Source organism: Halomonas korlensis (assembly GCF_900116705.1).
GTDB classification, from domain to species: domain Bacteria; phylum Pseudomonadota; class Gammaproteobacteria; order Pseudomonadales; family Halomonadaceae; genus Halomonas; species Halomonas korlensis.
Genome location: NZ_FPBP01000008.1, coordinates 134,243 through 158,095, shown reverse-complemented (window position 1 = coordinate 158,095; position 23,853 = coordinate 134,243). Strand labels below are relative to the sequence as shown.

The window sequence follows — 23,853 nt, the reverse complement described above, 5'->3', positions numbered from 1 at the left end:
TTTTGCCACCGGATGTATGTGATGCAGTCTTTTCAGCTTGCAGTTAAGCCGATCAAGAGTCGTAGCGGTTCCATTGGTTGCTTCCCTTGGGAACTGCTCTTTTGACCTCCTCGCTGCGTTGTTGACTGACTTCCATGCTCTTTTTGTCAGCTTCTTCAACACTCATGATCGCGTCGTTAGGTTTCTGCTCGCGAAGTCCATCGGTAGATGTAACGTGTGCCTGGGGGTCGTCTATATATTGCCAGGGTTCACCTAGGATGGGGCTGCTCCCTTCATTCCATGGACCTCTGGCTTCCTGGCCCTTGGACAAGTTGAAATAAAGGTTGCTGTAGCGAGGATCGCCTTGAGTAACCCCGGGCGGGAAATTCGGCTTCAAGGTTGATAGTGCCGCCTCGAACATTTGATGGTGGGCGACTTCGCGTGTCATTAGAAACTTCAAGGTTTCTTTTACTTCAGGGTCACCGGTAAACTGCATCAAGTATTCGTAAGTGATCTTGGCACGCGTTTCTGCAGCGATATCCGAACGAAGATCGACGGTCAAATCGCCATTGGCATCCACATAATAGCCTGACCAAGGAACGCCTTGACTATTGGTTACGGTTGGCCCTCCTCCGCTTACGACCATAAACATCGGGTTAACCATTGCCTCATGAATGATGTTTTCCTTTTCCGACTTTCCTACGACCATTTGCATGATTTCGGATTGCTCGGAAATATCTTTTAGTTCACCATTGACTCCATTCATCAGCATTTGAATTGTTGCGCCAACTATTTCAAGATGGCTGAACTCCTCGGTCGCGATGTCCATCAACATGTCATATATTTCTGGATATGGCTGGCGAGCGGCAAAAGCTTGAGTGAAATACTGCATTGCCGCTTTAAGCTCGCCATTCATTCCCCCGAATTGTTCCAAGAGCAGGCTCGCGAATTTGGGGTCGGGTTTCGAAACACGAGCGTTAAACTGCAACTCCTTCGCATGATAAAACATGGTCTCTCCTTGACGGTTATTTACACACCATAAATGGAGTGTATTTAACAAAGTTAGGCAAGCCGAGGAAGGGTGGCAAGTTGAGCCTCTTAATTCTTTTTTGTTAAAATTCAATAATAATATGGAAAAAAGCTAATTGTATATCTTTTATATTAAATCTCCCTTTGTTAGTAGCGAGCCAGGATTTTGCTAAATCAGCGGTACGTGATCCGACATCAGAGGGTTTCGATCAGGTCAGCTCCGGCGAGAAGGCCGACAAGTGGTTGAGATGAACGCGATGAATCAGCCACTCCCGCTGCTTTCGCGCAAAGGGACGGAAGCCATGGTTGCTGGCGTTATCCAGAATGATAACTGAGCCTTGTGAACCGAAGACCCACCGCTTCACCGGTCAGACGTTACGCCGACATGGGGGGTAGAGCAGACCGCCTGGCGTTTGGCCACGTTAACGGGCGCACTGATACACACCAGGCAAGCCAGTATCAGCCCGATCCCAACCCAGCCCATTGCCGGCAGGCGTTCGCCAACAATAACGACCGCCAGGCCGGCAGCGACCACGGGTTCGAAGAGAGTGATCGTCGTCGCAGTGCTGGCAGGTATCCGCGCCAGGCCGTACCCAAAGCAGAGATATCCGAGCAGCATCGGCACCAATGCCATGTACAGGCCCACGGTGGCGTTCCCCCACGATGCCAGCAGCGGTGCCCCGGTGATGAAAAGTACCGGCATCAGCATCAGGCCACCAATACCGAAGGTGGCGCCCATGGCCGCCCGAGAGGCGATGCCACACTGCATCAGACGACGTGCCGTCCACGAATACAGGGCATAGCTCAGGCCGGCCAGTAACCCCAGCAGTACCCCAGGGATGACACCTGAATCGGTCCCCGTTGGCACATGGCCGCTTCCCTCGGCCAGGCAGAGCAGCAACATGCCGGTTAGCCCGAGCCCCGCACCGCTCATCCAGCGCTTGGTGAGCCGTAGCCCGTCCAGGCGATACTCGATCAGTGCCGAGAGCAGCGGTGCCGAACCGATGGAGACCGCTGTGCCAATGGTCACGCCGGCCAGGCGCATGGAGGCATAGAATGCCAGCGGATAGATCGCCACGGCGATAGCTCCCAGCAAAAGGCAGCGCCATTGCGCTCGCAGCAGGCTGGCATGGCGACGGATCCGCCGCGCGGCGAGCAGGGCCTGCAACAGGCCACCACCGCCCATGGCCACGGCGCCGATCGCCACGGCGCTGACCTCGGGAGCGAAGGTCGCTGCGGTGCCGGTGGTTCCCCAGAGAATGGCGGCAATGAGGACGGTCGCGATGCCCAGCAGACGTTCGTTGCCCGCCCGGTTCATGATGCATCCAGCGGGGCTGCCCGCTTCACGATGGTTGCGATGCCCGTTGACGTGTTGCCGTGGCTGTCGAGCAGCATGGAAGCCGCATGGATGAGGCGGTCATGGGGGCTCTTGGGCGCCTGGGTGGGTGAAGAGAGCATGCTGGCGCCTCAGTTAATCGCAAGGGTAGGTAGCCCAATCTACCTACCCTTGCCGCAGCGTCAAGCATCACTCTTGGCCTTGCCGATGCCATGCAGTAACTTACCTGGCGACCGGTGGCGGCACTATCGCCGCCCCATCGCCCAACTAACGGGTAATGACGATCTCCAGGTACTCCGAGGGCACCACCATGGTGCCGTCCGTGGCGCGGTTGTGCGCGTCGATCAGGGCGAGGATGTCCGCGCGCAGCGCCTGTCCGGCCTCGGCATCCAGCGCTTCAAGGGCCTTCAGTGTCGGCCCGTAATAGGTGCTGAACACGTCCAGCCAATGTTGCGGTGACAGGTAGCGGAAGATGAATTGCCGCGGCTGGGCCTCGATTGCCTGCACGTGCGGACCGAACTGCGCGACGAGAAAGTCTTGCGTGCCCCAGGCGGCCGGGGAGTTCACGCCCGCCGGCGGCGCTATATAGCGACCAACGGTCTTGAACAACTGGCCGATGAAGCCCGTTGGGGTCCAGTTGGCCAGCCCGATCTTGCCGCCGGGCTTGCAGACGCGGCGCAGTTCCGCGGCGGCCTGATCCTGGTTGGGTGTGAACATCACCCCGTAGGTAGATATGACGTTGTCGAAGGTGGCGTCTGCGAACGACAGGTTCTCGGCATCCGCCGTCTGGTAGTCGATCGCCAGGCCTTCCGCTTCAGCACGCCTGGCAGACTTGGCCAGCAGCGCCTCGACGTAGTCGGTGGAGACGACCTTGCAGAAGCGCCGGGCCGCGGCCAGCGAGGCGTTGCCGTTGCCGCCGGCAACGTCGAGCACGGACTGGCCGGCACGCAGGTCCATGGCTTCGCAGAGCTGCTCACCGACGATCTGCAGGGTGACGCCGATGCGCGCATAGTCACCGGCGCCCCAGACCGCTTGTTGCTTGGCCTTGATCGCCGTGTAATCGGGCGTAGCGGACTGCGGCTTGAGTGAGGATGTCAGGGTCATGGCAGGACTCCTTGAGGTGGGTTGTAAAGGTGCCGTCGGAAGACTGCCTTGGTGGATGCCACCCGAACGGTAAGCTCAGCTTAAGCAGCACCACTGCGGCCGGCTTGCGGGCCGCGTGGGAATTTGCGGGGGATTTGCGGGGGGATCGGATGGCAAGCGTGTGGCGATTACGTGGCAGCGGCGACGACGACTACAGCTACTACAGCGCCATCAGCCGAGCGCCATGCTTCTGCCCGACCAGTGCGACCACCTGCTCATGCGACAGGTCGGGCTTGATGCGGTAGGCATCGCCCATCGCCTGGCGCGCGAGGTCATGCTTGCCGTCGAGCCGATGGATGGCAGCCAGCACGATGCGCGGCATGTAGCAGCGATCGCCGCGCTGGCAGGCCAGTTCGGCCTGTTCGCGGGCGGCGACGCGGTCGCCGAGGAGCAGATGAGCCGTGGCGAGCACTGCGCCCCAGATAGCGAGGCGACTATCGAGCGGACTGATGCGAATGCCGTGGCGTAGATGAACGATCGCTTCGTCCGGGCGGTTGCCGGCCAGATACGCTGAGCCCAATGCCGCCCAGGCTTGGGCATTGGCCGGGTTGAGTTCCACGGCATTGCGCAGAATCGGCAGGCCACGGTCGGGATAGCCGGTATCGGCAAGTGCGCAGCCGGCAAAGCCGAGCACGGTCGAGTCCATGCTGTCGAGCTGTAACGCGCGCTCCGCGGCATCGAGCGCCTCCGTCCGGGCCGACTCGCGGTCGCCCATGAGCTCGAAGCGATGTCCCAGGCCGCGCACCAGTGAGAGATACGCCGCCGCCAGTGCGAACCCCGGCTCCCGTTGCCAACTGCGCCGCAGGAGATCCGCCGCTATTGCAAAGGACTCGTGATGCCAGCCCTGGAGCACCAGAATACCGCTGGCCTCGAGATAGAGCTGACGTGCGCTATGTTCGCCATCGATGCTGCGCACCGTGTGATAGATAGCGCGGTGCAGTTGCGGTTCCAGCTTGGCGATGATGGCGAGCACACCGGCGTCAAGAGCTTCGCGCAACGGCCCGACCAGCGTGAAGGTTTCAGCCCAGAGGCGAAAACCGGACTTGGCATCGGCCAGATGCACGGTAACGCGCACCCGCTCCGCGCCCGCGTCGGGCCAGGCCTGCACGACGCTACCTTCCAGTACGTAGTCGACCCCCAGCGTTTCGTGAATCTCGCGTGGAGTCGGCGTCACCGGGCGGTCGAGGTAATATCCGCTCCGGGCGCTCAGGCGCAGCAACGGTATCCGCGTGAGGATGGAACTCAACTCGCCGGTCAGCGCGTCGACGAACCGGACGAGCTCGGGCGTGTCGGCAAGCGCACGCAGCGGGAGGATGAGCAGGGAAGGGTCGTCACTGCCGGCGGTCCAGGAAGCGTCGGTCGCGGAGCGTACCGGCGAGGCACGGTCGGACTCGGTGACGTTCGCGGTAAAGCGGAAGCCACGGCCACGCACCGTCTTGATGTAGGTCTGAGCATCGCCGCTGTCGTCCAGCGCGCGGCGTGCCTGCTTGATGCAGGAAGCCACTGTGGCATCGGAGACGACTCGCCCTGCCCACACGGCGTCGATCAGTTCGTCGCGACGGAAGACACGATCTGGATGGAGGGCAAAATGCACGAGCAGATCGAACACCATCGGCTCCACGCGACGCAACTCGCCGTGTCGACGCAGTTCGTAGCGCGCCGTATCGAGTTCGAAGTCGTCAAACCGCAGGGTCATGGCGTGGGCCTTCGGCGTGCAGGCGCCGCCAGCGCTGCGGGGCCATGCCCAGGGCTCGGTGGAAATGCCGGGTGAAGTGCGACTGGTCGCAGAACCCGCAGTCCTGAGCGATCCGCGACAGTGGCTCGTCGCCGTTGAGCATCCGCTCGCATGCCCGTGCCAGTCGGCGGCGGGTAACATGAGCCAATGGAGGGATGCCGTAGGTCTGCTTGAAGGCGTGGGCGAAATGGCCAAGACTGAGCCGAGTCACGGCCGCCAGGTCGCGGACGTGAATCGTCTCGTCCAGATGCGCGTCGATATGGGCTTCGATCCGCCGAATCTGCCAGTCGGCGAGTCCGCCATGGGGCACGGAAGCCTCCCCTCGGGCAGGAGACGCAGCGTCGGCACTGCCTGACAGCGCCATCACCGCGGCGTGCAGGGCCTGCTGCACATGACAATTGTCCCGGCCGGGCGACAGGATAATGACGATGGGGGTGTCGGCCAGATCGCTGAGCAATTTCTCGAACTCGTCAGGCTGGAAGTCCTGGCGGTCCAGCAGGAGGACATCGGGGTGCCGAATGCGGACGCGTGCAGCGGCACGTCGAGCGCTGCTTGTCGCCTCGACGCCTGGCAAGCTCGGCTGATCTTCGACGATCATGGTGCCTCGCTGCATGACCTGCTCTCCGCATGACTTATCGGCTTCCCGAAACAGGATTAACACCAGACACGGGTATTGATTATAGTGCTACCGGCACGAGGCGTCGTCAGCTCCCGTTGCGCTCGTATCAGGACAGAGGCAGGCGTCAGAACCCCCGCCTCTGTGTGTGCTGCCGATGGCTCAGATCGAACGAGCCCGAAACTCATGGGGTGTCAGGTAGCCGTCATGGTTCCTGTCCATCACCCGGAAGGGTTCCGGCAGGACCCGTTGAGTGACCTCGTCGGCTGAGATCCTGCCATTGCCGTCCGTATCCAGGTATTCGAATTGGCCGCGACCCTGGGATGCCACGGATTCAGCGCGAGCCTGCTCCATGCGATGCTGCTTGAAGGGTTCCCCATCGGCCCAGACGAACCCCGGTACCAGCAGCGATCCCAGCAATGCCACGATGGCGAGTCTGTGAATGACCATGTTCATCATCCTCCTGAATGGACCTGATGGTGCATCGGGTCACAGGAAAAGCATGGTCCTGAGCCGCGAAAAATGCTTGAGCGTCTCTGTGAGACTGGAATATTCCTGCGGTAAGATCATCATCCCAGCTTGAAGCGTCACGGTTATTGCTTCTTGAACTATTGCCCCATGAACCATTGCCCCATGAACTATGCTGGGAGGCAGGCTGTGCTATGGCCTCGGGCGTACACTAAAAACATACAGGAGGTAAGTTATGACGCGCGTTATCACCCTCGGCAAGGAAGCTTCATGCCAGTTGGCCGTCGTGCTGCTGCTCGCGGCGTCGCCTGCCTTGGCCAGTAATGGCCATGATCTCACCTTTACCGGTGACGGCACCTTCAATTTGCCGCATGGAGACCAGGCCATCCAAGTGGCGCTCTATGACGTGGCGGCCGGGGAAGTGGTGGCTACAGAATCCGGCCACGTGGCGCCAGACGAAGATCCGGCCTTTTCCTTCACCTTCCCCGGTGCGCTTGAGGAGGGCAAGCTCTACGACGTTCATTACTGGATCGACTCCAACTTCGGCGGGGGCGATGAAGGTAGCTGCGACCCGGTGAACATCGACCACCAGTGGCGCGTTGCCCTCACGGACATCACCGAGCCGGTGAGTCTCGAGGTAAACCACGAACCCGCCGATCAGGCACCGGTCTGCACCAGCTTCGAATAAGCGCGTTGGTTCATCTGACTCCTTTGGCTCTGCGCGGCTCCCTTGAACAATCGAGCCCAGCGGGGGGACACTCTCGGTCCCGATCCATCAAGCGAGCCCACATTTATGAGCGACTACCTGCTGGAGGAACACGGGCTGAGCCCCGGCAAGATCTACCGTCTGTTCTCGGGGTCGATCTGCCCCCGTCCGATCGCCTGGGTCTCGACCCGGGCCGCCAACGGCAACGCCAATCTGGCGCCATTCTCGTTCTTCAACGTGGTTAGCGTGGCGCCGCCGGTGCTGGGCTTCTCGCCGCTGCTGGACGGCGAGAGCCAGCCCAAGGACACGATCCGCAACCTTGAGGTAGTGCCGGAGTGTGTGGTGCATATCGGTGGCGAGGCGCTGGTCGAGGCGCTTAATACTACCAGCACGAGCCTGCCCCACGGCGAGGATGAGTTCACGCTGGCGGGGCTGGAAAAGGCAGCGATGCCGGGTATCTCGGTGCCGCGGGTGGCGGCGGCGCCGGTGGCCTTCGGCTGCCGGCTGCGCGAGATCATCCGCTTCGGCGACCAGCCGCTGGCCGGTAATCTGGTGCTTGCCGAGGTGGTGTCGATTCATGTCGATGAGGCGGTCTGGAACGGGCGCCATGTCGACCTGGAGGCCTTGCGTCCCATCGGCCGCATGGCCGGCAGCGACTATGCGCGAACGAGCGACCTCTTTGCGCTGGAGCGCCCGGCCTGATCCTGGCGATAAAAGCCTACCACCGCGTCACGTTACCTCACGCCACCTCCCGACAAGGACTTGCCATGCCACGCCCGCTGACGCTGCACAACCGTCCGCAGAAGGTCCTTGACGCCATCGCCACGGCCAACGCGGCCCTCAGCGATGACGACCGCCAGGCCAAATATGCCAAGCTCGCGGAGTCGCCCTACCGGTTCTTTCGTGGCACCAACCACCTCTACTGGGATGATGTCTGGCACGACTGGCGGTTCGCGCTGTTCGGCGGCCTGCCAGAGACCCAGACCTGGCTGCAGGGCGATGCCCATGCCTACAATTTCGGGGCCTACGGGCATCATGACGACGCCGTGCGCTACGGCATGGACGACTTCGACGATGCCCTGATCAGTGACTACCAGTACGATCTTTGGCGCCTGGCCATCAGCCTCGTGCTCGATGCCCGCGAGAACGTCGAGCTCTCGCGCAAGGGGACGCGCAAGGCGCTGAAGGCGCTGGTCGAGAGCTATCACGACGAACTGGCCGGCCATGCACGCGGCGAGGTGCCGGAGGCGGTTACCCTGGAGACCGCCAAGGGAACGCTGGCACCTTTCCTCGAGAAGGTGAGCCGCAAGCAGAGCCGCGCCAAGATGCTCGAGAAGTGGACGCAGCTGACCGACGAGGGACGCAATTTCGCCGAGCGACCGGGCAAGCTCGCCCGGCTGCCCGCCCCTCTGGCCAGCCAGCTGCGCAAGGCCATCGAGGAAGAGTATCGCCACACGCTGGTGAAGGCGCATACCCCGACCGATGAGGCTCATTTTCGCGTAAAGGACATGGCGCGCCGGCTGGATGCCGGGACCGGCTCGCTGGGCCTCGAGCGTTTCTATGTGCTGATCGAGGGCGGGCGCGACCATGAGCACGACGACGTGATCCTCGACGTCAAGCAGCAGACCCCGCCGGAGGGCTGGCGGCTGATGAACGCCGCCGAGAAACGCGCCTGGCGCGCTGCCTTCCCTCACGAGGGGGCCCGGCATGCCGCGGCGTTGTGCGCCATCGCCGAACATCCCGATCCCTACCTGGGCTGGCTACACCTGGATAAAGCGGTCTTCTCGGTGCGCGAGCGCTCGCCTTTCAAGGAAGATTTTCCGACCTACAAGCTGGACGGCGCCAAGCCCTATCGCAAGCTGGTCAAGCAGTGGGGGCGGATACTGGCGCGTGAGCATCTGCGTGGGGCTCGTGCCTTGCACCCGGACGACCCGGCGCGCTTCGCCAGGTGTGTCTGCGAGCGGGTCGATGGCCGGCTCGATCACTTCGTCGAGGTGATATCCCTGCTGGCGGTCAGTTATGCCGATTGCGTGAGCCAGGACTATCGCACCTTCGTCGAGTCCCTGGATGACCTTGCTAAGCCCCCCGCATCGTAATCGGACTCACCCGGCAAGGTTGGTGATCGGCTTTCCCGTGTCGAACGCCAAGAGGTTGTCGAAGGCGTCGCCGAAGTAGAGCTCGTAGCTGTCCTTCTCGACATATCCCAGGTGCGGGGTGGCCAGCAGGTTGGGCAGCTCGAGCAGGGGGTGGGTGATCACCGGTTCCTGCTCGAAGACGTCCACCGCCGCCTGGCCGGGCCGGCCATGGCGCAGCGCCGCCTCCAGGGCGCCGGCGGCGATCAAGGGCGCGCGGCTGGTATTGACCAGCAAGGCCGTGGGCTTCATGGCGGCAAGATCCCGGGCGGTGACGATGCCCTGCGTCTCGTCGTTGAGGCGAAGATGCAGGCTCAGCACGTCGGCGCGCTCGAACAGCGCCTGCTGGCTCTCGGCGACCTCCAGGCCGGCCTCGGCGGCGCGCTGACGAGTGCTGTCGCGACCCCATACCAGCACCTCCATGCCGAAGGCCTGGCCGTAGCCGGCCACCAGCTTGCCGATCTTGCCATAACCGAAGATGCCCAGCGTGCGCCCCTTCAGGCCGGTGCCCAGGGTGCGCTGCCAGCGGCCGGCCTTGAGATTGGCGACCTCTTCGGGGATGTGGCGCATGGCGGCCAGCACCAGTCCCCAGGTGAGCTCGGCCGCCGCATGGGGCGAGCCGGTGCCGGCCAGCACGGTGACGCCGTGACGCTGGCAGGCCGCCTGGTCGATATGGGCGATGCCCCCGCCGGTCTGGCTGATGACCTTCAGCTCGGGCAGGCGGGCGAGCAGCGCTTCGGTAATCGAGGTGCGTTCGCGGATCAGCACCAGGGCCTCGGCAGCGGCGAAACGCTCGGCCAGGGTGTCGAGGTCGCTGACGGTGTCATGGAAGACCCTGACCTCATGACCCTCGAGCTTGGCGAAGGCCGCGAGTGTTGGGACAGCGTTCTGATAATCGTCGGGGATCACGATCTGCATTCAGCACTCCAGTTGGTCGGCCAGGTGGTGGAAGTCGCTGGCGACCAGGTCGAAACACGGATCGGCGCTCAGGTCCGGTTCGGCGTCCGGGCCGTGTTCGAGCGGGCGCATCACGAAGGCGGTACGAAAGCCCTCGCGATGGGCCGCCTGAAGATCGTCCTGATGGGCGGCAACCATCATGATCTGCCCCGGTTCGAGGTCGAGCAGGCCCGCGGCCATGCGATAGACCTCGGGGTCGCGCTTGTAGTGGCCGGCAAGCTCCGCCGAAAGTACGCAGTCCCAGGGCAGGTCGGCATGCTTGGCCATGTTGACCAGCAGCGACATGTTGCCGTTGGAGAGCGAGGCCAGGATGAAGCGCTGGCGCAGGCGCTGCATACCGGCCACCGAGTCCGGCCAGGGCGTCAGCCGATGCCAGACGCGATTGAAGTGTTCCTTATCGGCCTCATCGAGTCGCTCGGCGATGCCGACGTCATCGAGCAGCCGGTCGAGGGTCATTCGATGCAGCTGATCCAGGCGCGTCCAGGGCAGCTCACCCCGGCGCACCCGGTCCATGGCCGGGGCGTAGCCTCCTCGCCAGGCATCGGCGAAGGCGGCCCAGTCTACCGCCAACTGATAGCGACGGCCGAGCGCCTCGCCCTCGTGGATCACGCTGCTGCGCCAATCAACTACGGTGCCGAAGACATCGAAGGTCAAGGCCCTGACATCAGCCAGGCCGGAGGGAAGTGGGGACATCACGGGCTCTCCATGAAAGGTACAGGCCTTGATTGTGGCCGCAAACCGGCCAACCCAACAACGCCGGCGACGTAGTGGCGTCAGAGTTCGCCAGCCAGGCTCTTCTCCAGCAGGTCGAGGCGGTCCTGGCCCCAGAAGGGTTCGCCGTCCAGGTCGTACCACGGCGAGCCGAAGCAGCCTAGCGCGAGGGCCTGGTCGCAGGCCGCCTCGAGGCGCTGCTGGCCCTGATCTGTTTCCGAGGCAGCGAGCAGGGCCGCGCCGTCGAGGCTATTGGCATCGGCGATCGCGCTCAGGGTGTCGAGGTCGGCAATGTCGCGCTCCTCGGCCCAGGTGGCGTGCAGCATGGCCAGAGTGAGCGCGGCGATGTCATGCCCCTGCGCCTTGGCGGTCAGCGCCAGACGGGCCGCCGGGCGGTCGTCGGTGGGGAAGTGCTTGGGTTCCACGTTGAGGGGGATGCCGAGCAGACGCGGCCAGCGCTTGAGCTCGGCCATTCGGTAGGCCTGGCGCTCGGGGGCGCGCTTGGGCAATGGCAGGCCGCCGGTCCTGGGGAAGATGGCGCTCAAGGTGATCGGCACATAGTCGATCGTGGCGCCATGGCGGGCGGCGATTTCGCCGAGCCGGGCGTGGCCGAGGTAGGTCCAGGGCGAGACGGGAGTGAAGCAATAGGTGATGCGCTTGGCCATGGGGTGGCTCCGGCAGGGAGGCCATCTCTCCTGCATCGGGAGAGATGGCGAGGGAAGCTTGTCGCTCAGCGATAGATGTCCTTGAACTGTTCGCGCAGCTGGTTCTTCTGGACCTTGCCCATGGTGTTGCGCGGCAGGGTGTCGGTGAAGAGGACCCGCTTGGGCTGCTTGTACCGGGCCAGCTTGCCGTCGAGAAAGCCCAGCACCTTGGCCTCGTCGAGATCCGCGCCTTCCTTGGGGACCACCACGGCGGTGACGCCCTCGCCGAAGTCGGGATGCGTCACGCCGATCACTGCGGACTCGAAGACACCATCGAGTTCGTCGATGACCTGCTCGATCTCCTTGGGGTAGACGTTGTAGCCGCCGGAAATCACCAGGTCCTTGTCGCGCCCGACGATGTGCACATAGCCACGCTCGTCGACCATCGCCAGGTCGCCGGTGACGAAGAAGCCGTCTTCCAGCAGTTCCTCGCGGGTCTTTTCCGGCATGCGCCAGTATCCGATGAAGACGTTGGGGCCGCGCACCTCGAGCATGCCGATCTCGCCCTGGGGGACGGGCTCGTGGGTCTCGCGGTCGGTGATGCGAAACTCGACGCCGGGTAGCGGCACGCCCACGGTGCCCGCGCGGCGCTCGCCGTCGTAGGGGTTGGAGGTGTTCATGTTGGTTTCGGTCATGCCGTAACGCTCGAGAATCGCATGGCCGGTCTTGTGCTCGAAGGCCTGGTGGGTCTCGGCAGTGAGCGGCGCCGAGCCGGAGACGAACAGCCGCATGTTGGCGGTCACCTCGGGCGTCAGGCGATCGTCTTGGAGCAGACGCGTATAGAAGGTCGGCACGCCCATCATCACGGTGCCACGGGGCAGCTCTTCGAAGATCACGTCGGCGTCGAACCTGGGCAGGAAGAGCATGCTCGAGCCGGCCATCAGGGTGACGTTGCAGGCGACGAAGAGGCCGTGCGTATGGAAGATCGGCAGCGCGTGGATCAGCCGGTCGTCCTCGCTGAAGTGCCAGAATGCCACCAGCGCCTCGGCATTGGAGCCCAGGTTGCGGTGCGTGAGCATCGCGCCCTTGGAGCGCCCGGTGGTGCCTGAGGTGTAGAGGATGGCCGCCAGGTCGTCGGGCTCGCGCGGGGCAATGTCGTCGTGGGGCGCGGCCTGCTCGGTGACCTCCATCAGGCTGCCGTCGGCGGCCTTGCCGAGCGTTTCCACTGCCGGGCAGCCGCTCTCGGTGGCAATCTTGCGCGCTTCCTCGACATTGCCGGGCCGACAGACGAACAGCGCCGGTTCGGCGTCGCCGAGGAAGTAGCGAATCTCGTCCCCGGTGTAGCCGGTATTGAGCGGCAGGTAGACGCCCCCCACGCGCAGCGTGGCGAGGTAGAGCAGGATCGCCTCGGGGCTCTTGTCGGTCTGGACCGCGACCCGGTCGCCCGGCGTCACACCCAGCTCGGTCAAGGCGCCGGCCAGGCGCGCCGTGGCGGCCAGGGCCTCGGCGTGGGAGTAAGCGTGGCCCTCGCGCGTGGTGATGAAATCGGCATCGCCGCGCGCTTGCATGCGCCGGGCGAAGGTGGCGAAGAGGTTGTGATTCATTTTGTGTTCTCTCCCTTGGCCAGCTTCCTGGCCTTGCGGGCGAGGTCCTTGACCTCGCTTGAACGGGCCACGGTGGCGTTGGCGGTATAATTCTCATGATTGCGCTCGATGTCGTCGAGCACGTAGAGGTAGTTGACCATCAGGCCGGCGGCCTGCTTCAGGCCCTTCTTCGACACATCGCCCAGCCAGTTGATGCGGTGCAGCTCGGCACCGTTGCCGAGGTGGAAACGGGCGACCGGGTTGAGCGGCTGGCCACGGGCGTTCTTCTCGTCGACCAGGTAGCGCGCGGCCAGCGGCTTGATCACCGACTTGAGCTTGTCGGCGCGTTCGGGGTCGCGGTGCCAGTCGGGATCTTCCAGCTCGGCGAGGCTCTTGCGCACCGAGTCGGGCAGGCTGTCGTCGTCGCGTCGCTCGGCAAGCCAAGGGCCGAAGCCCGGGACCGGTGAAAGCGTGACGAAGTACTTGAGCAGAGGCAGTTCCTGCTTGAGCTCCTGCACCACTTGCTTGATCAGGAAATTACCGAAGGAGATGCCACGCAGGCCGGTCTGGCAGTTGCTGATGCCGAAGAAGGCCGCGGTGTCCGCGGATTCGGGGTCCTCGATCTCGTGGCGCTCACCGGAGAGGATCGGCTGGATCTTGTTGGGCAGCCCCTTGTGCAGGGCCACCTCGACGAAGATCAGCGGCTCGTCGCCAATCGCCGGGTGGAAGAAGCCGAAGCAGCGGCGATCACGGGCGTCCAGGCGCCGGCGCAGGTCGTTCCAGTCCTGGATCTCGTGAACCGCCTCGTAGCGGATGATCTTCTCGAGGATCGAGGCCGGGGTGTTCCAGTCGATGCGCTTGAGCATCAAAAAGCCGCGATTGAACCAGGAGCCGAACAGGTGGGCGAAGTCGGCATCGATGCCGGCAAGCTCGCTCTTGTCAGGGCCTGGCTTCTCCCGCATCAGCCTGAGCAGGTCCTCGCGCATGCGCACCAGCTCATAGGTGCCGTCGGGGGCCAGGTTGAGCCGCCGGAACAGCTCCTGGCGGCGCGGCTCGCAGGCCTCGAACAGCGCCTGCAGGCTGGCATTGTCACGGTGGTGCTGATAGGCCTTGTAGGCCGCGTCGATCGCGGCCGGGTCGGCGGCGAAATCCGTCGCCAGCCGCTCGAAGAAGCGCACCTCCTGGGTCTCGTCGAGGCGGTTGAACATGGCCAACACCCGGCTGGCCAGGGCAATGCTGGAGGCCTCGCCGTCGCTTTCCAGCAGCGCCCGGCAGGCCTTCAACAGCTGGGTGTGGTCCGTCGTCTCCGCGTCACCCTGGCGGCGACGCCGCAGGGCGTCGCGCTGGGTGATGGAGTTGAACATCTCTTGCAGGAAGGTCATGTTCATGGTGTCAGTGACTCCTTCAGCCCATGATGAGGTTGGGAAGCCAGGTCACAATCCCCGGGAAGAAACACAGCAGCAAGATACCCAGCACCATGCACAGGGCATAGGGCAGGCTGCCCATCAGCACGTCACGCAGCGAGATGTCGGGTGCGATGCTGTTGATGATGAAGAGATTCAGTCCCACCGGTGGTGTGATCAGGCCGATCTCCAGGTTGATGGTCAGGATGACGGCGAACCAGTACGGGTCAAAGTTCGCGGCCAGGATGATCGGCAGCAGGATCGGCGCGGTCATCACGATCACCGCCACCGGGGGCAGGAAGAAGCCCGCCACCAGCAGGAAGACATTGATGATGCCCATCAGCACCCAGCGGTTGACCTCCAGGTCGGCGATGCCGCCGGCCACGGTCTGGGTGATGTACAGCGACGACAGCGCATAGGCGAAGACCTCGGCCGCGGCGATAATCAGCATGATCATCACGCTCTCGCGCAAGGCGTCGCGCATGATCAGCTTGAGCGGCTTCAACTGCCACATGCGGTAGACGAGGATGGCCAGCGCCACACAGAAGAAGGCGCCGACACCGGCGGCCTCGGACGGCGTGGCGACCCCGCCGTAGAGCGCGAAAAGAATGCCTGCGACCACGGCGAGGAAGGGCAGCACACGGACCAGGGCGCGCAGGTTGCCCTCCACGTTGGCCTTCATTTTCGCGGCGGCCTCGGCGACCGGATTGGGGCTGTTGTAGCCGCCAGCCATCTTGCAGGCGATCAGCGTCCAGATCATGAACAGCCCGGCGAGCATGAAACCCGGGACCACGCCGGCGATGAACAGGCGCCCGATCGAGGTTTCGGTGGCGATGCCGTAGATGATCATGGTCACCGAGGGCGGAATCAGGATGCCCAGGGTGCCGCCCGCAGCGATACAGCCTGCGGCCACGCCATCGGGATAGCCACGACTGCGCATCTCGGGGATACCCATCTTGCCGATGGCCGCACAGGTCGCCGGCGAGGAGCCGGAGAGCGCCGAGAATACGGTGCAGGCGCCGATGTTGGAGATCGCCAGGCCGCCGGGCAGCTTGCCCAGCCACAGGTCCAGCGAGCGGTAGAGGTCACGCCCGGTAGGCGATGAGGCCACCGCGGCGCCCATCAGGATGAACATGGGGATGGCGACGAAGCCAAATTCCGCGATGCGATCGAAGAAGGTTTCGCCGAAATAGGTCAGTTCGGATACGCCGCGGTCGGAGACCAGGGCAATCAGCGAGATGCCGCCGAGTGCGAAGGCGATCGGCGTGCCGATGGCCATCAGCACGACCAGCCCGACGGCGACGAAAATGCCGGCTGTAACAGGATCCATGATCAGTTCCCCCCGCGCAGGATTTCGGCGACGTATTGCAGTGTCAGAAGAGTGGCCCCCACGGCCATGGGAAGCAGCGCCGGCCACAGGACCGGATTCCAGACGGTGCCGGTGGTCCAGCCGCCATGCCAGGCCTCGAGAACGTAGATCCACGAGGCATAGGCCAGGGCGAGACAGAAGCCCAGCCCGAACAGAGCCGCGACGAGCCGCATCACGGTTCCGATCACGCCGCCGATGGCGTCCGGCAGCAGGGTGATGGAGACGTGCCCGCCGGTCATCAGCACATAGGGGCTACCGAGCAGCATGGCGCCGGTCACGGAAAAGATCGTGAATTCGGTCTGCCAGCTCGAACTCATGCCGAGCACGTAACGCACGAAGACCATCTGGCACACGACGATCACCCCGGCGATGAACAGTGCCGCGGCGAGATAGGCGGTGAGGCGGGAGAGTTTATCCATCAGGCGAATGTAGCCACCAACGAGCCCACCGGGCGTCGTGGCATCAGTGCGGGAGTGTTCCATGAGGCCCTCCGATAAGACGGGATGGCCGCCCCGGTGAAGGGGCGGCCAGTGTCGGTTACTGCCTTATTGACACGTGATCATTCCACCGCGAGGGCGGCGTCGATCAGGGCCTGGCCGTTCTCGACGTTCTCGGCGAAGGTCTTGTAGGAGCTTTCCTTGGCCACTTCGAGCCAGGCGTCGTAGTCCTCCTGGGACATGCTGACCACCTCGACGCCGTTCTCCTTGAACACCTCGACCATGGTGTCATCGAGACCCGCGGCTTCGGCGGCGAAGTACTCTTCCGCGGCCTGGCCGGCTTCGGTCAGCGCCTGCTGCTGCTCCTCGGTGAGGTCCTGCCAGACCTGCTCGGAGATCAGGATCGGTTCGTACATGAACCACAGGGCGTTCTCGCCGGGCTCGGTCAGGCAGGTGACCTGCTCGTAGATGCGGTAGGAGACGAAGGAGCCCGAGGAAGTGTTGGCACCGTCGAGCACGCCGGTCTGCATGGCGGTGTAGATCTCGGAGGAGGGCATGGAGGCGATCGAAGCCCCGGCGGTCTCAAGCATCTCGTCGAAGGCCGGGCCGGCGGCACGCATGCTTTGCCCTTCAACGGTATCCGGCGAGGTGATGCAGCGCTCGCTGGAGGCGAAGCCGCCGGCAAGCCAAGCGTCGGCCAGCACGCGGGCGCCGCCTTCGTTGATGACCTCCTTGATCATGTCCATGAACTCGGAGTCGTTCAGGCGCTGGGCGTGCTCGTGGTTGCGCACCAGACCGGGCATCAGGGTCGCGGAGAATTCCGGGTGACGTCCGCTGGCGTAATCGAGCGGCAGGGCGGTGATGTCGAGACGGCCACGTACCAGCGCGCCCCACTGCTCGTCGGCCTTGAACAGCGACTGGCCGGGGTAGACCTCGATTTTCAGATCGGCGCCGGAATCCTCGACGTGCTTGGCCATCATCTGCACCATCTCGTCGCGGACGTCACCCTGGCCGCCGGGAAACTGGTGGGACGCGCGCAGGACGGTCTCGGCCGAGGCGGCACTGCTGAACGCAATGGCAGCGAGGGTCAAGGTAGCGATGGCGGGCGTAAGTGTGCGTTTCGGCGTGAGTGTACGATTCATAGTATCTCCAAATACGTTGTTCTTGTGACGCGAAATCTGTTCTTGTGGGGACAAATGTCTATCAGCGATGCTGATGTATACATCATTAGACCCCTGGCTATACTAGTGTCAATGTTGCGGGGCTAGACATAAGTCGCAACTTCGTCGCCGACAATAAAGAAAAATTCAGGGAAAAAAGAGGGTTATGGCATGAAACGATCCAATGCCCAGCGACTCCGCGATGCCTTGGAAGACGACATCATCAATGGTCGTCGGGTCCCCGGCGAACGTCTCGAGCCACTCGCCCTGTGCCGCGACTTCGAGGTGTCGCGGACCCCGGTGCGCGAGGCGATCCAGCAGCTGGTGGCCAGCGGCCTGGTCACGGTGATGCCGAAGCGGGGTACCTTCGTGGCCCGCGTCGGGCTCGACCAGTTGATCGAGATGTTCGAGGTGATGGCCGAGCTCGAGGGCATGTGCGCCCGGCTGGCGGCCAGGCGCGCCACCAGGGAAGAGCTCGGCGAGCTGAGGCAGGCGATGGCGCGCTGCGAGGCGGCGGCCGAGGCCGGCGATACCGACGAGTACTACTACGAGAACGAGAGCTTCCATCTGGCCATCTATGCCGCGAGCCACAATGGTTTCCTGGCCAGCGAAGCCAACCAGCTCAAGCAGCGGCTCAAGCCCTACCGTCGCCTGCAGCTGCAGGTCCGCCACCGGATGCGCAACTCGCTGGCCGAGCATCGCGAGATCCTGGCGGCCATCGAGGCCGGCGATGACGAGGCGGCGGAGCGGCGGATACGCGAGCACGTGCTGATCCAGGGCGAGCGCTTCAGCGACTTCGTGTCCAGCGTTCGAAAGCTCGATGGTGCCCTGACCCTGTCCGGTTGAAGGCTGCCATCAACGCGTCGCCTGCGGTACTCTCTTGTCCCGGATAACGACAACGGCCGCAGACCGGCCCGCCAATGCTGGATCGACAAGGGGCACCCATGAACCGCATCAAGACGCTCACCCTCGCCGTGGCGACTGCCGCCCTGGCCGCTTCGACGCTCTCTGCCCAGGCACGCGACTTTCGCCTGGGGCTGATCACCCCGCCGCAGCATCTCTGGTCCACTGAGGCCGAGGCCTTCGCCGCGACCCTGGCCGAGCGCTCGGATGGCGAGCACAACGTCAGCGTGTTCCCGGCCCAGCAACTGGGCAACGAGGCGCAGATGGTCCAGCAGCTGCAGACCGGCGCGCTGGATATGGCCTTCCTGACCATCGCTGAAATCTCCAACCGCATTCCCGACTTCGGTGCCCTCTACGCGCCCTATCTGGTGGACGACGTCGACCACGCCGCGCGGCTGTTGCGCTCCGAGACGGCGGCTGAGTTGCTCGAACTGATGCCGGCGGGCGTAGGCATGGTGGGGCTGGGTTACGGGATGGTCGGCATGCGTCAGGTGCTCAGCCGCGAGCCCATCGAAACCGCTGAGGATCTCGAGGGGCTGCGCCTGCGTATCACCCCGTTCGAGCCGATCCGTGACTTCTACACCGCCACCGGGGCGGCGCCGGCGCCGATGCCGCTGCTCGAGGTCTACGACTCGCTGGCCAACGGCCAGGTCGACGCCATCGACATGGACTTCGATTCGATCCTGATCCTCAAATTCTACGAGCAAGCCGACCACCTGCTGATCTCCAACCACATGATGTTCCCGATGGTCGGGGTAGTATCCGGTCGGGTGTGGAGTGAGCTCTCCGAGCAGGACCGCGAGATGATCGAGACCGCGATGTCGGAGCATCTGGAGAACGTGCTCACCGGTTTCCAGCAGAAGGACGCCGACCAGGAAGCCGAGATCCGCGAGCTCGACCTTACGATCGTCGAAGCCGACGCCGAGTTCTTCTCCGAGGCCATCGCAGAATGGGAAAGCGTATGGGCCGACAAGGCGCCGATGCTCGAGGACCTGCGCGAACAGGCCGACCAGTTGCGCGAGTAGGGGTGCGGTGAGCCGATGCTGTCCCGTCTATCCGACCGGCTCGCCCGGCTCGAGGAGTTAAGCGCCGCCACACTGGCGGCGCTGATTACCCTGCTGATCCTGACCAATATCGCCTTTCGGGCCGCCGGCAGCCCGCTCTACTGGATCAGCGAGTTGTCGATCTACGCGATGGTCTGGATGACCTTCCTGATCGCCTCGGTGGTGCTCAAGCGCCGCCAGGGAGTCGCCGTGACGCTGCTCAGCGATGTACTGCCGCGGCCGGCGCGTCGCGTCTTGACGGCAGGAGTCGACGCCGCGGTGCTGGCCTTCGCGCTGCTGCTGCTTTGGTTCTGCTGGCGCTGGTACCAGCCGCTGGCGCTGGCGCGCGCCGGCTTCGACGTGCAGGCCTTCCAGGCCGAGACGTTCAACTTCATCTACGCCGAGACCACCTCGACGCTGGGTATCGCCAAGTTCTGGGTGTGGCTGGTGGTGCCGTGGTTCGCGCTCTCGCTGAGCGTCCACGGCCTGGTCAACCTGGTGGGCGCACTGCGCGGGTTGCCCGGTTCGCGTGACGGTGCGACCCCGCCGGATGCCTCGTCATGACGGCGGTGGTGTTTGCGGTGCTACTGCTCGGCGCGGTGCCGATCGCGCTGGTGCTGGCGCTGACCGCCATGTTCTATATCCAGAGCTCGGGCAATAGCGTGCTCTTCGCCTCCTACCCCCAGCAGCTGTTCGGGGCGATCGAGAGCTACGGGCTGCTGGCGATCCCGTTGTTCATGCTCGCCGGCGAGCTGATGAACGAGGGTGGAGTGACCCGTCGATTGATCGACCTGGCGCGGCTGCTGGTCGGTGGGTTCCGCGGCGGGCTCGCCTACATCAATCTCGTGGCCAACATGATGATGGCGGCGATTATCGGCTCGGCCGCCTCGCAGATCGCCATCATGTCGCGGGCCATGGTGCCGGCCATGGAGGCCGAAGGTTACGACCGGCCGTTCAGCGCCGCGGTTACCGCCGCTGGTGGGCTGCTTTCGCCGATCCTGCCGCCCTCGATGCTGTTCGTGCTGTTCGGCGTGATGGCCCAGGTGCCCATCGCCGAGATGTTCCTCGCCGGCATCCTGCCCGGGCTGTTGTTGGGCGTCGCGTTCTTCCTGACTATCGCCGTGGTCGGGCTGGTGCAGCAGTATCCCAAGGGGCGCTGGCCGACCCGCGAAGAAGGGCGGCGAGCGTTGCGGATGGGCCTGCCGGCGATGGCGATTCCGCTGATCATCATCGGCGGTATCCTGCTGGGGCTGGCCACGCCGACCGAGTCGGCGGCGCTGGCCTCGCTGGCGGCGCTGCTGCTGGGGCGCTTTCTCTACGGCGACCTGAAATGGACGATGCTGCCCACCGTGCTCAGGCGCACCGCGGTCAATGCGGGGCTGGTGATCATGCTGATCGCCGCCGCCGGCGTCTTCGGCTGGGTGGTGACCTACGAGCGGCTGCCGCAACTGGCCGCGGCCTGGATCGCCGCGCTGACCACCGACCCCTTCGCCTTTCTGCTGTTGCTGATCGGGGTGCTGCTGCTGGTGGGGATGATCATCGATGGCATCGCCGCGCTGATCCTGGTGGTACCGATCCTGCTGCCGATCGCCCAGGGCCAGTTCGGCATCAGCCCCTACCAGTTCGGGGTGGTCGTCTGCTTGACGCTGGTGCTGGGCCTGCTCACGCCACCGGTGGGGGCGGGGTTGTTCATCGCCTCGTCGATGACCGGCACGCCGCCGCTGCGTATCTTTCGCGCGCTCCTGCCGTTCTTGGTGGCGAGTCTTGCCACCCTGGTGCTGCTGGCCTGGCAGCCCTGGTTGACCACAGCCTTCATCGGTCGATAAACCTAAAGTTGAGTCATATACTTGGTTTTTGACGAGTACTTGGTTTTTGACGAGTGCATGCTGCGCCCGCGCAGCCTCGACTGGAGGAGCCATGTTTCCTGATTTCATCTTGCGCTACGCTCGCCTGCCGGAGCACCTCTTCAAGCGCTTCGACCCCGTGCCGGTCGCGGCCCCAAGGCTGGTCGCCTTCAACCGGCCCCTCGCGGAGGAACTGGGTTTCGATCTCGATGCCTACGACGAGGCCGAGGCGACCCAGTGGTTTTCCGGCAACCAGGTACCGCCCGGGGCCGAGCCGCTGGCTCAGGCCTATGCGGGGCATCAATTCGGCAATTTCGTGCCGCAGCTGGGCGATGGGCGTGCGGTGCTGCTTGGCGAGGTCATCGACCGCAACGGGCAACTGCGCGATATCCAGCTCAAGGGGGCCGGGCGTACGCCATTTTCCCGGGGTGGCGATGGCCGCTCCCCGCTGGGGCCGGTGCTGCGCGAATATCTGGTCAGCGAGGCGATGCATGTCATGGGCGTACCGGCGACCCGCGCGCTTGCCGCCGTGACCACCGGCGAACGGGTCTTCCGGCGGATGGCCGAACCGGGTGGAGTGCTGACCCGCGTAGCGAAGAGTCATCTGCGCGTGGGGACCTTCCAGTACTTCGCCGCCCGTGGCGATACCGAGGCGGTGCGGATTCTCGCCGATGAGGCCATCGAACGGCATTACCCTGAGCTCTCGCCCCTCGTCGGTGGCGAGCGCTATCTGGCGCTCATTGAGGCCGTGCTGGCGCGCCAGGCGGCACTGGTGGCCAAGTGGATGGGCCTGGGTTTCATTCACGGTGTGATGAATACCGACAATACGTCGATCTCCGGCGAGACGCTCGACTTCGGCCCCTGCGCCTTCATGGAGGCCTACGATCCGCGCACCGTGTTGAGCTCCGTCGACGAAGGCGGGCGCTACGCCTACGCCAACCAGCCGTGGATAATCCAGTGGAATCTTGCGCGTCTCGCCGAGACCCTGCTGCCGTTGATCGAGGAAGACCCCGAGCGCGCCATCGCGCCCGCTACGGCGCTGCTCGAGGCCTATCCCGATGTCTACGAGGCCGAATGGCTGGCGATCATGCGCGCCAAGCTGGGGCTCGAGCGTGAGGAGGCCGGCGATCGTGCCCTGGTCGATGATCTGCTCGAGGCCATGCATCACGGCCATGCCGATTTCACCCTGACGTTCCGCCAGCTCGCCGATGTGGCGGAAGCCGATAACGATGCGTCGCTCGTCGCGCTGTTCGACAACCCCGGCGAGATTCACGACTGGCTGTCGCGCTGGCGCGAGCGCTCGACGCTGGAGCTGTCGGGCGGGGCGGTGATCGCCTCGCGCATGCGCACGGTGAGCCCACTCTATATACCGCGCAACCACAAGGTCGAGGAGGCGCTCGTCGCAGCGTCGGAGGCGGATGACTTCGCGCCCTTCGAGACGCTACGCGAGGTGCTCGCCGATCCCTTCGAACCGCAAACCGGACGCGAGGCCTATGCCCGGCCGGCGGCGCCTGACGAGCGGGTGTTTCGGACCTTTTGCGGGACTTGAAGCCGTCTCGAATGTCGTGTCAGCCAAAAGGAGCAAGCCCGCTCCTTTTGGCCTTGACTGCCATGCTCAATCAGTTCGTTTCAGTTTCCGTTTCGTCTTCCTCTTCAAGGTCCTCCTGTGGGGTGATGTTCGCCTCGTCCTCTTCGATATCGTCGGTATCCTGATTCTCTCTCAGTAACCCCGCCGGATCTTGCGTGCCGGGCCTTTGGTTCTGGCTTGTGCCACCCTGCTGGTTGCGATCTTGTCGGCTTTCCTGGCCATTGTTCTGGTCACGCTCTGCCTCCCGAAGACCTTCAGCAAAGCCTTGGCGATAGCCTCTTATGGCACCTTCCTGCAAGCCTTCCTCTCTGCCTTCCATGTAGCCTTGAAGGAAAACGCTTTGCGGTGTCAGGTCGCGTTGTTGGCCACGCTCGTCCGAACCGCGCTGTTGCGAGCCACCTCGCGACTGGTCATGCCAGCGATCGTCCTGCTGGCCCTGGTTGTACTGGTCGCGATCTTGCTGCCAGCGGTCGTCTTGCCGGCCCTGGTTGTACCGGCCACGATCCTGGTTCTGCCTGCGATCGTCCTGCCGGCCCTGGTTGTACTGGCCGCGATCCTGGTCCTGCCAGCGGTCGTCCTGCCGGCCCTGGTTGTACCGGCTACGATCCTGGTCCTGCCAGTGGTCGTCTTGGCGGCCCTGACCGGACTGGCCGCGGTCCTGGTCGCGCCAATGCTGATCCTGGTGCTGCTGTTGGTACCGCTGATTGTCATCCCACTGCTGACCTTGTTGCGCCAAGGCTGAGCCAGTCGATGCAGTAGCGAGAGCAGCTGATATTGCCGATGTGATTAGCAGCTTTTTAAACATTTCTAACTCCTTTAGAAGTTGTTTAATCAAGCGCATTGATCGATGAAGGGGCATACCCAGTTTGGTGTAAACCAAAACAAGGCATGTTCCCGTTAAGTTAGTCGCTATCTTTGTAAGAGGAAAAGTGTTAATGGCGTTTTTTGTATTTTTTGTTTGGTTATTTAAAGGTGAAATACCGATATTCGTAAGAAATAGTAAATATCCCATATTCCTGTCTTGGGTACTTAGGGCAAGACTATCTCAGCTACCGCCCAGGTAGGTC

24 protein-coding genes and 1 pseudogene are annotated in these 23,853 nt (G+C 63.7%); 8 read left to right on the top strand and 17 right to left on the bottom strand.

Annotation, left to right across the window (positions count from 1 at the left end; all coding sequences use genetic code 11):
- Positions 1-52: 52 nt before the first annotated feature.
- The 8 genes and pseudogenes from BM341_RS12060 to BM341_RS12035 form a co-directional block, all read right to left on the bottom strand.
- Entirely contained in the window at positions 53-988 is a 936-nt protein-coding gene (locus BM341_RS12060) for a manganese catalase family protein (protein ID WP_089796265.1), read from the bottom strand.
- Positions 989-1,223: 235 nt separating this feature from the next.
- Positions 1,224-1,343: pseudogene (locus tag BM341_RS19550) on the bottom strand (IS630-like element ISHsp2 family transposase); the annotation flags it as partial.
- A gap of 26 nt (positions 1,344-1,369) precedes the next feature.
- A complete protein-coding gene (locus BM341_RS12055; RefSeq protein ID WP_089796263.1) occupies positions 1,370-2,326 on the bottom strand; it encodes a DMT family transporter in 957 nt (318 codons plus the stop codon).
- Positions 2,323-2,466 (bottom strand): hypothetical protein, encoded by a 144-nt coding sequence (locus tag BM341_RS19265; protein ID WP_175507859.1) that lies wholly within the window; start codon positions 2,464-2,466, stop codon positions 2,323-2,325. The genes BM341_RS12055 and BM341_RS19265 overlap by 4 nt, the downstream gene beginning before the upstream one ends.
- Before the next feature lie 145 nt (positions 2,467-2,611).
- Positions 2,612-3,448: a class I SAM-dependent methyltransferase gene (locus BM341_RS12050; protein WP_089796261.1), complete on the bottom strand. Its 837-nt coding sequence runs from the start codon at positions 3,446-3,448 to the stop codon at positions 2,612-2,614.
- 199 nt (positions 3,449-3,647) lie between these two features.
- On the bottom strand, positions 3,648-5,183 hold the full coding sequence (locus BM341_RS12045; RefSeq protein ID WP_089796258.1) for a winged helix-turn-helix domain-containing protein: 1,536 nt from the start codon (positions 5,181-5,183) through the stop codon (positions 3,648-3,650).
- A complete protein-coding gene (locus BM341_RS12040; protein WP_089796257.1) occupies positions 5,167-5,835 on the bottom strand; it encodes a helix-turn-helix domain-containing protein in 669 nt (222 codons plus the stop codon). The genes BM341_RS12045 and BM341_RS12040 overlap by 17 nt, the downstream gene beginning before the upstream one ends.
- Before the next feature lie 165 nt (positions 5,836-6,000).
- The gene (locus tag BM341_RS12035) at positions 6,001-6,288 is read right to left on the bottom strand and encodes an EF-hand domain-containing protein (RefSeq protein WP_175507858.1); all 288 of its coding nucleotides are present in this window, start codon (positions 6,286-6,288) and stop codon (positions 6,001-6,003) included.
- A 253-nt stretch (positions 6,289-6,541) separates the two neighbouring features.
- On the opposite strand from BM341_RS12035, the gene BM341_RS12030 reads away from it, so the two are divergent.
- The 3 genes from BM341_RS12030 to BM341_RS12020 all read left to right on the top strand — a co-directional run bounded on the left by BM341_RS12030 (position 6,542) and on the right by BM341_RS12020 (position 9,108).
- Complete coding sequence (locus BM341_RS12030; RefSeq protein WP_089796253.1) at positions 6,542-6,994, top strand: hypothetical protein; 453 nt, start codon at positions 6,542-6,544, stop codon at positions 6,992-6,994.
- A 105-nt stretch (positions 6,995-7,099) separates the two neighbouring features.
- Positions 7,100-7,714 carry a flavin reductase family protein gene (locus BM341_RS12025; RefSeq protein ID WP_089796251.1) on the top strand — a complete coding sequence of 205 codons (615 nt, stop codon included), beginning with the start codon at positions 7,100-7,102 and terminating at the stop codon, positions 7,712-7,714.
- Positions 7,715-7,779: 65 nt separating this feature from the next.
- Complete coding sequence (locus BM341_RS12020) at positions 7,780-9,108, top strand: DUF2252 domain-containing protein (protein ID WP_089796250.1); 1,329 nt, start codon at positions 7,780-7,782, stop codon at positions 9,106-9,108.
- Positions 9,109-9,114: 6 nt separating this feature from the next.
- On the opposite strand, the gene BM341_RS12015 is transcribed toward BM341_RS12020, so the two are convergent.
- The 8 genes from BM341_RS12015 to dctP form a co-directional block, all read right to left on the bottom strand.
- Entirely contained in the window at positions 9,115-10,062 is a 948-nt protein-coding gene (locus BM341_RS12015; protein ID WP_089796248.1) for a D-2-hydroxyacid dehydrogenase family protein, read from the bottom strand.
- Positions 10,063-10,794, bottom strand: coding sequence for a haloacid dehalogenase type II (locus BM341_RS12010; RefSeq protein WP_089796246.1), 732 nt, complete (start codon positions 10,792-10,794; stop codon positions 10,063-10,065).
- A gap of 80 nt (positions 10,795-10,874) precedes the next feature.
- Positions 10,875-11,477 (bottom strand): 2-hydroxychromene-2-carboxylate isomerase, encoded by a 603-nt coding sequence (locus BM341_RS12005; protein WP_089796244.1) that lies wholly within the window; start codon positions 11,475-11,477, stop codon positions 10,875-10,877.
- A 65-nt stretch (positions 11,478-11,542) separates the two neighbouring features.
- On the bottom strand, positions 11,543-13,060 hold the full coding sequence (locus tag BM341_RS12000) for a malonate--CoA ligase (protein ID WP_089796242.1): 1,518 nt from the start codon (positions 13,058-13,060) through the stop codon (positions 11,543-11,545).
- Positions 13,057-14,427: a malonyl-CoA decarboxylase gene (locus BM341_RS11995; protein WP_089796240.1), complete on the bottom strand. Its 1,371-nt coding sequence runs from the start codon at positions 14,425-14,427 to the stop codon at positions 13,057-13,059. The genes BM341_RS12000 and BM341_RS11995 overlap by 4 nt, the downstream gene beginning before the upstream one ends.
- A 16-nt stretch (positions 14,428-14,443) precedes the next feature.
- Complete coding sequence (locus tag BM341_RS11990; RefSeq protein WP_089796238.1) at positions 14,444-15,772, bottom strand: TRAP transporter large permease; 1,329 nt, start codon at positions 15,770-15,772, stop codon at positions 14,444-14,446.
- 2 nt (positions 15,773-15,774) lie between these two features.
- On the bottom strand, positions 15,775-16,293 hold the full coding sequence (locus BM341_RS11985; RefSeq protein ID WP_089796236.1) for a TRAP transporter small permease subunit: 519 nt from the start codon (positions 16,291-16,293) through the stop codon (positions 15,775-15,777).
- Between the two features lie 77 nt (positions 16,294-16,370).
- Positions 16,371-17,390, bottom strand: coding sequence for a TRAP transporter substrate-binding protein DctP (gene dctP / locus BM341_RS11980; RefSeq protein WP_089796234.1), 1,020 nt, complete (start codon positions 17,388-17,390; stop codon positions 16,371-16,373).
- A gap of 189 nt (positions 17,391-17,579) precedes the next feature.
- Between dctP and BM341_RS11975 the strand changes: the two genes are divergently transcribed.
- The 5 genes from BM341_RS11975 (at position 17,580) to BM341_RS11955 (ending at position 22,747) form a co-directional block, all read left to right on the top strand.
- The gene (locus BM341_RS11975; protein ID WP_089796232.1) at positions 17,580-18,254 is read left to right on the top strand and encodes a GntR family transcriptional regulator; all 675 of its coding nucleotides are present in this window, start codon (positions 17,580-17,582) and stop codon (positions 18,252-18,254) included.
- Positions 18,255-18,352: 98 nt separating this feature from the next.
- Complete coding sequence (locus BM341_RS11970) at positions 18,353-19,336, top strand: TRAP transporter substrate-binding protein (RefSeq protein ID WP_089796230.1); 984 nt, start codon at positions 18,353-18,355, stop codon at positions 19,334-19,336.
- 15 nt (positions 19,337-19,351) lie between these two features.
- Positions 19,352-19,918 carry a TRAP transporter small permease gene (locus BM341_RS11965; protein WP_089796228.1) on the top strand — a complete coding sequence of 189 codons (567 nt, stop codon included), beginning with the start codon at positions 19,352-19,354 and terminating at the stop codon, positions 19,916-19,918.
- Positions 19,915-21,180 carry a TRAP transporter large permease gene (locus BM341_RS11960; protein WP_089796227.1) on the top strand — a complete coding sequence of 422 codons (1,266 nt, stop codon included), beginning with the start codon at positions 19,915-19,917 and terminating at the stop codon, positions 21,178-21,180. The genes BM341_RS11965 and BM341_RS11960 overlap by 4 nt, the downstream gene beginning before the upstream one ends.
- 91 nt (positions 21,181-21,271) lie before the next feature.
- Positions 21,272-22,747 carry a protein adenylyltransferase SelO gene (locus tag BM341_RS11955; RefSeq protein WP_089796225.1) on the top strand — a complete coding sequence of 492 codons (1,476 nt, stop codon included), beginning with the start codon at positions 21,272-21,274 and terminating at the stop codon, positions 22,745-22,747.
- A 70-nt stretch (positions 22,748-22,817) separates the two neighbouring features.
- On the opposite strand, the gene BM341_RS19005 is transcribed toward BM341_RS11955, so the two are convergent.
- A complete protein-coding gene (locus BM341_RS19005) occupies positions 22,818-23,798 on the bottom strand; it encodes a hypothetical protein (protein ID WP_139233004.1) in 981 nt (326 codons plus the stop codon).
- Positions 23,799-23,853 lie beyond the last annotated feature (55 nt).

What these genes read in the sequence shown, in the direction of transcription:
- BM341_RS12030 (WP_089796253.1), top strand. Translation starts at nt 6,542, where the DNA reads ATGACGCGCGTTATCACCCTCGGCAAGGAAGCTTCATGCCAGTTGGCC.
- BM341_RS12000 (WP_089796242.1), bottom strand. Translation starts at nt 13,060, where the DNA reads ATGAATCACAACCTCTTCGCCACCTTCGCCCGGCGCATGCAAGCGCGC.
- BM341_RS12015 (WP_089796248.1), bottom strand. Translation starts at nt 10,062, where the DNA reads ATGCAGATCGTGATCCCCGACGATTATCAGAACGCTGTCCCAACACTC.
- BM341_RS12045 (WP_089796258.1), bottom strand. Translation starts at nt 5,183, where the DNA reads ATGACCCTGCGGTTTGACGACTTCGAACTCGATACGGCGCGCTACGAA.
- BM341_RS12005 (WP_089796244.1), bottom strand. Translation starts at nt 11,477, where the DNA reads ATGGCCAAGCGCATCACCTATTGCTTCACTCCCGTCTCGCCCTGGACC.
- BM341_RS11990 (WP_089796238.1), bottom strand. Translation starts at nt 15,772, where the DNA reads ATGGATCCTGTTACAGCCGGCATTTTCGTCGCCGTCGGGCTGGTCGTG.
- BM341_RS19005 (WP_139233004.1), bottom strand. Translation starts at nt 23,798, where the DNA reads ATGGGATATTTACTATTTCTTACGAATATCGGTATTTCACCTTTAAAT.
- BM341_RS11955 (WP_089796225.1), top strand. Translation starts at nt 21,272, where the DNA reads ATGTTTCCTGATTTCATCTTGCGCTACGCTCGCCTGCCGGAGCACCTC.
- BM341_RS12050 (WP_089796261.1), bottom strand. Translation starts at nt 3,448, where the DNA reads ATGACCCTGACATCCTCACTCAAGCCGCAGTCCGCTACGCCCGATTAC.
- BM341_RS19265 (WP_175507859.1), bottom strand. Translation starts at nt 2,466, where the DNA reads ATGCTCTCTTCACCCACCCAGGCGCCCAAGAGCCCCCATGACCGCCTC.
- BM341_RS12055 (WP_089796263.1), bottom strand. Translation starts at nt 2,326, where the DNA reads ATGAACCGGGCGGGCAACGAACGTCTGCTGGGCATCGCGACCGTCCTC.
- dctP (WP_089796234.1), bottom strand. Translation starts at nt 17,390, where the DNA reads ATGAATCGTACACTCACGCCGAAACGCACACTTACGCCCGCCATCGCT.
- BM341_RS12020 (WP_089796250.1), top strand. Translation starts at nt 7,780, where the DNA reads ATGCCACGCCCGCTGACGCTGCACAACCGTCCGCAGAAGGTCCTTGAC.
- BM341_RS12060 (WP_089796265.1), bottom strand. Translation starts at nt 988, where the DNA reads ATGTTTTATCATGCGAAGGAGTTGCAGTTTAACGCTCGTGTTTCGAAA.
- BM341_RS12035 (WP_175507858.1), bottom strand. Translation starts at nt 6,288, where the DNA reads ATGGTCATTCACAGACTCGCCATCGTGGCATTGCTGGGATCGCTGCTG.
- BM341_RS11965 (WP_089796228.1), top strand. Translation starts at nt 19,352, where the DNA reads ATGCTGTCCCGTCTATCCGACCGGCTCGCCCGGCTCGAGGAGTTAAGC.
- BM341_RS11970 (WP_089796230.1), top strand. Translation starts at nt 18,353, where the DNA reads ATGAACCGCATCAAGACGCTCACCCTCGCCGTGGCGACTGCCGCCCTG.
- BM341_RS11960 (WP_089796227.1), top strand. Translation starts at nt 19,915, where the DNA reads ATGACGGCGGTGGTGTTTGCGGTGCTACTGCTCGGCGCGGTGCCGATC.
- BM341_RS12040 (WP_089796257.1), bottom strand. Translation starts at nt 5,835, where the DNA reads ATGCAGCGAGGCACCATGATCGTCGAAGATCAGCCGAGCTTGCCAGGC.
- BM341_RS11975 (WP_089796232.1), top strand. Translation starts at nt 17,580, where the DNA reads ATGAAACGATCCAATGCCCAGCGACTCCGCGATGCCTTGGAAGACGAC.
- BM341_RS11985 (WP_089796236.1), bottom strand. Translation starts at nt 16,293, where the DNA reads ATGGAACACTCCCGCACTGATGCCACGACGCCCGGTGGGCTCGTTGGT.
- BM341_RS11995 (WP_089796240.1), bottom strand. Translation starts at nt 14,427, where the DNA reads ATGAACATGACCTTCCTGCAAGAGATGTTCAACTCCATCACCCAGCGC.
- BM341_RS12010 (WP_089796246.1), bottom strand. Translation starts at nt 10,794, where the DNA reads ATGTCCCCACTTCCCTCCGGCCTGGCTGATGTCAGGGCCTTGACCTTC.
- BM341_RS12025 (WP_089796251.1), top strand. Translation starts at nt 7,100, where the DNA reads ATGAGCGACTACCTGCTGGAGGAACACGGGCTGAGCCCCGGCAAGATC.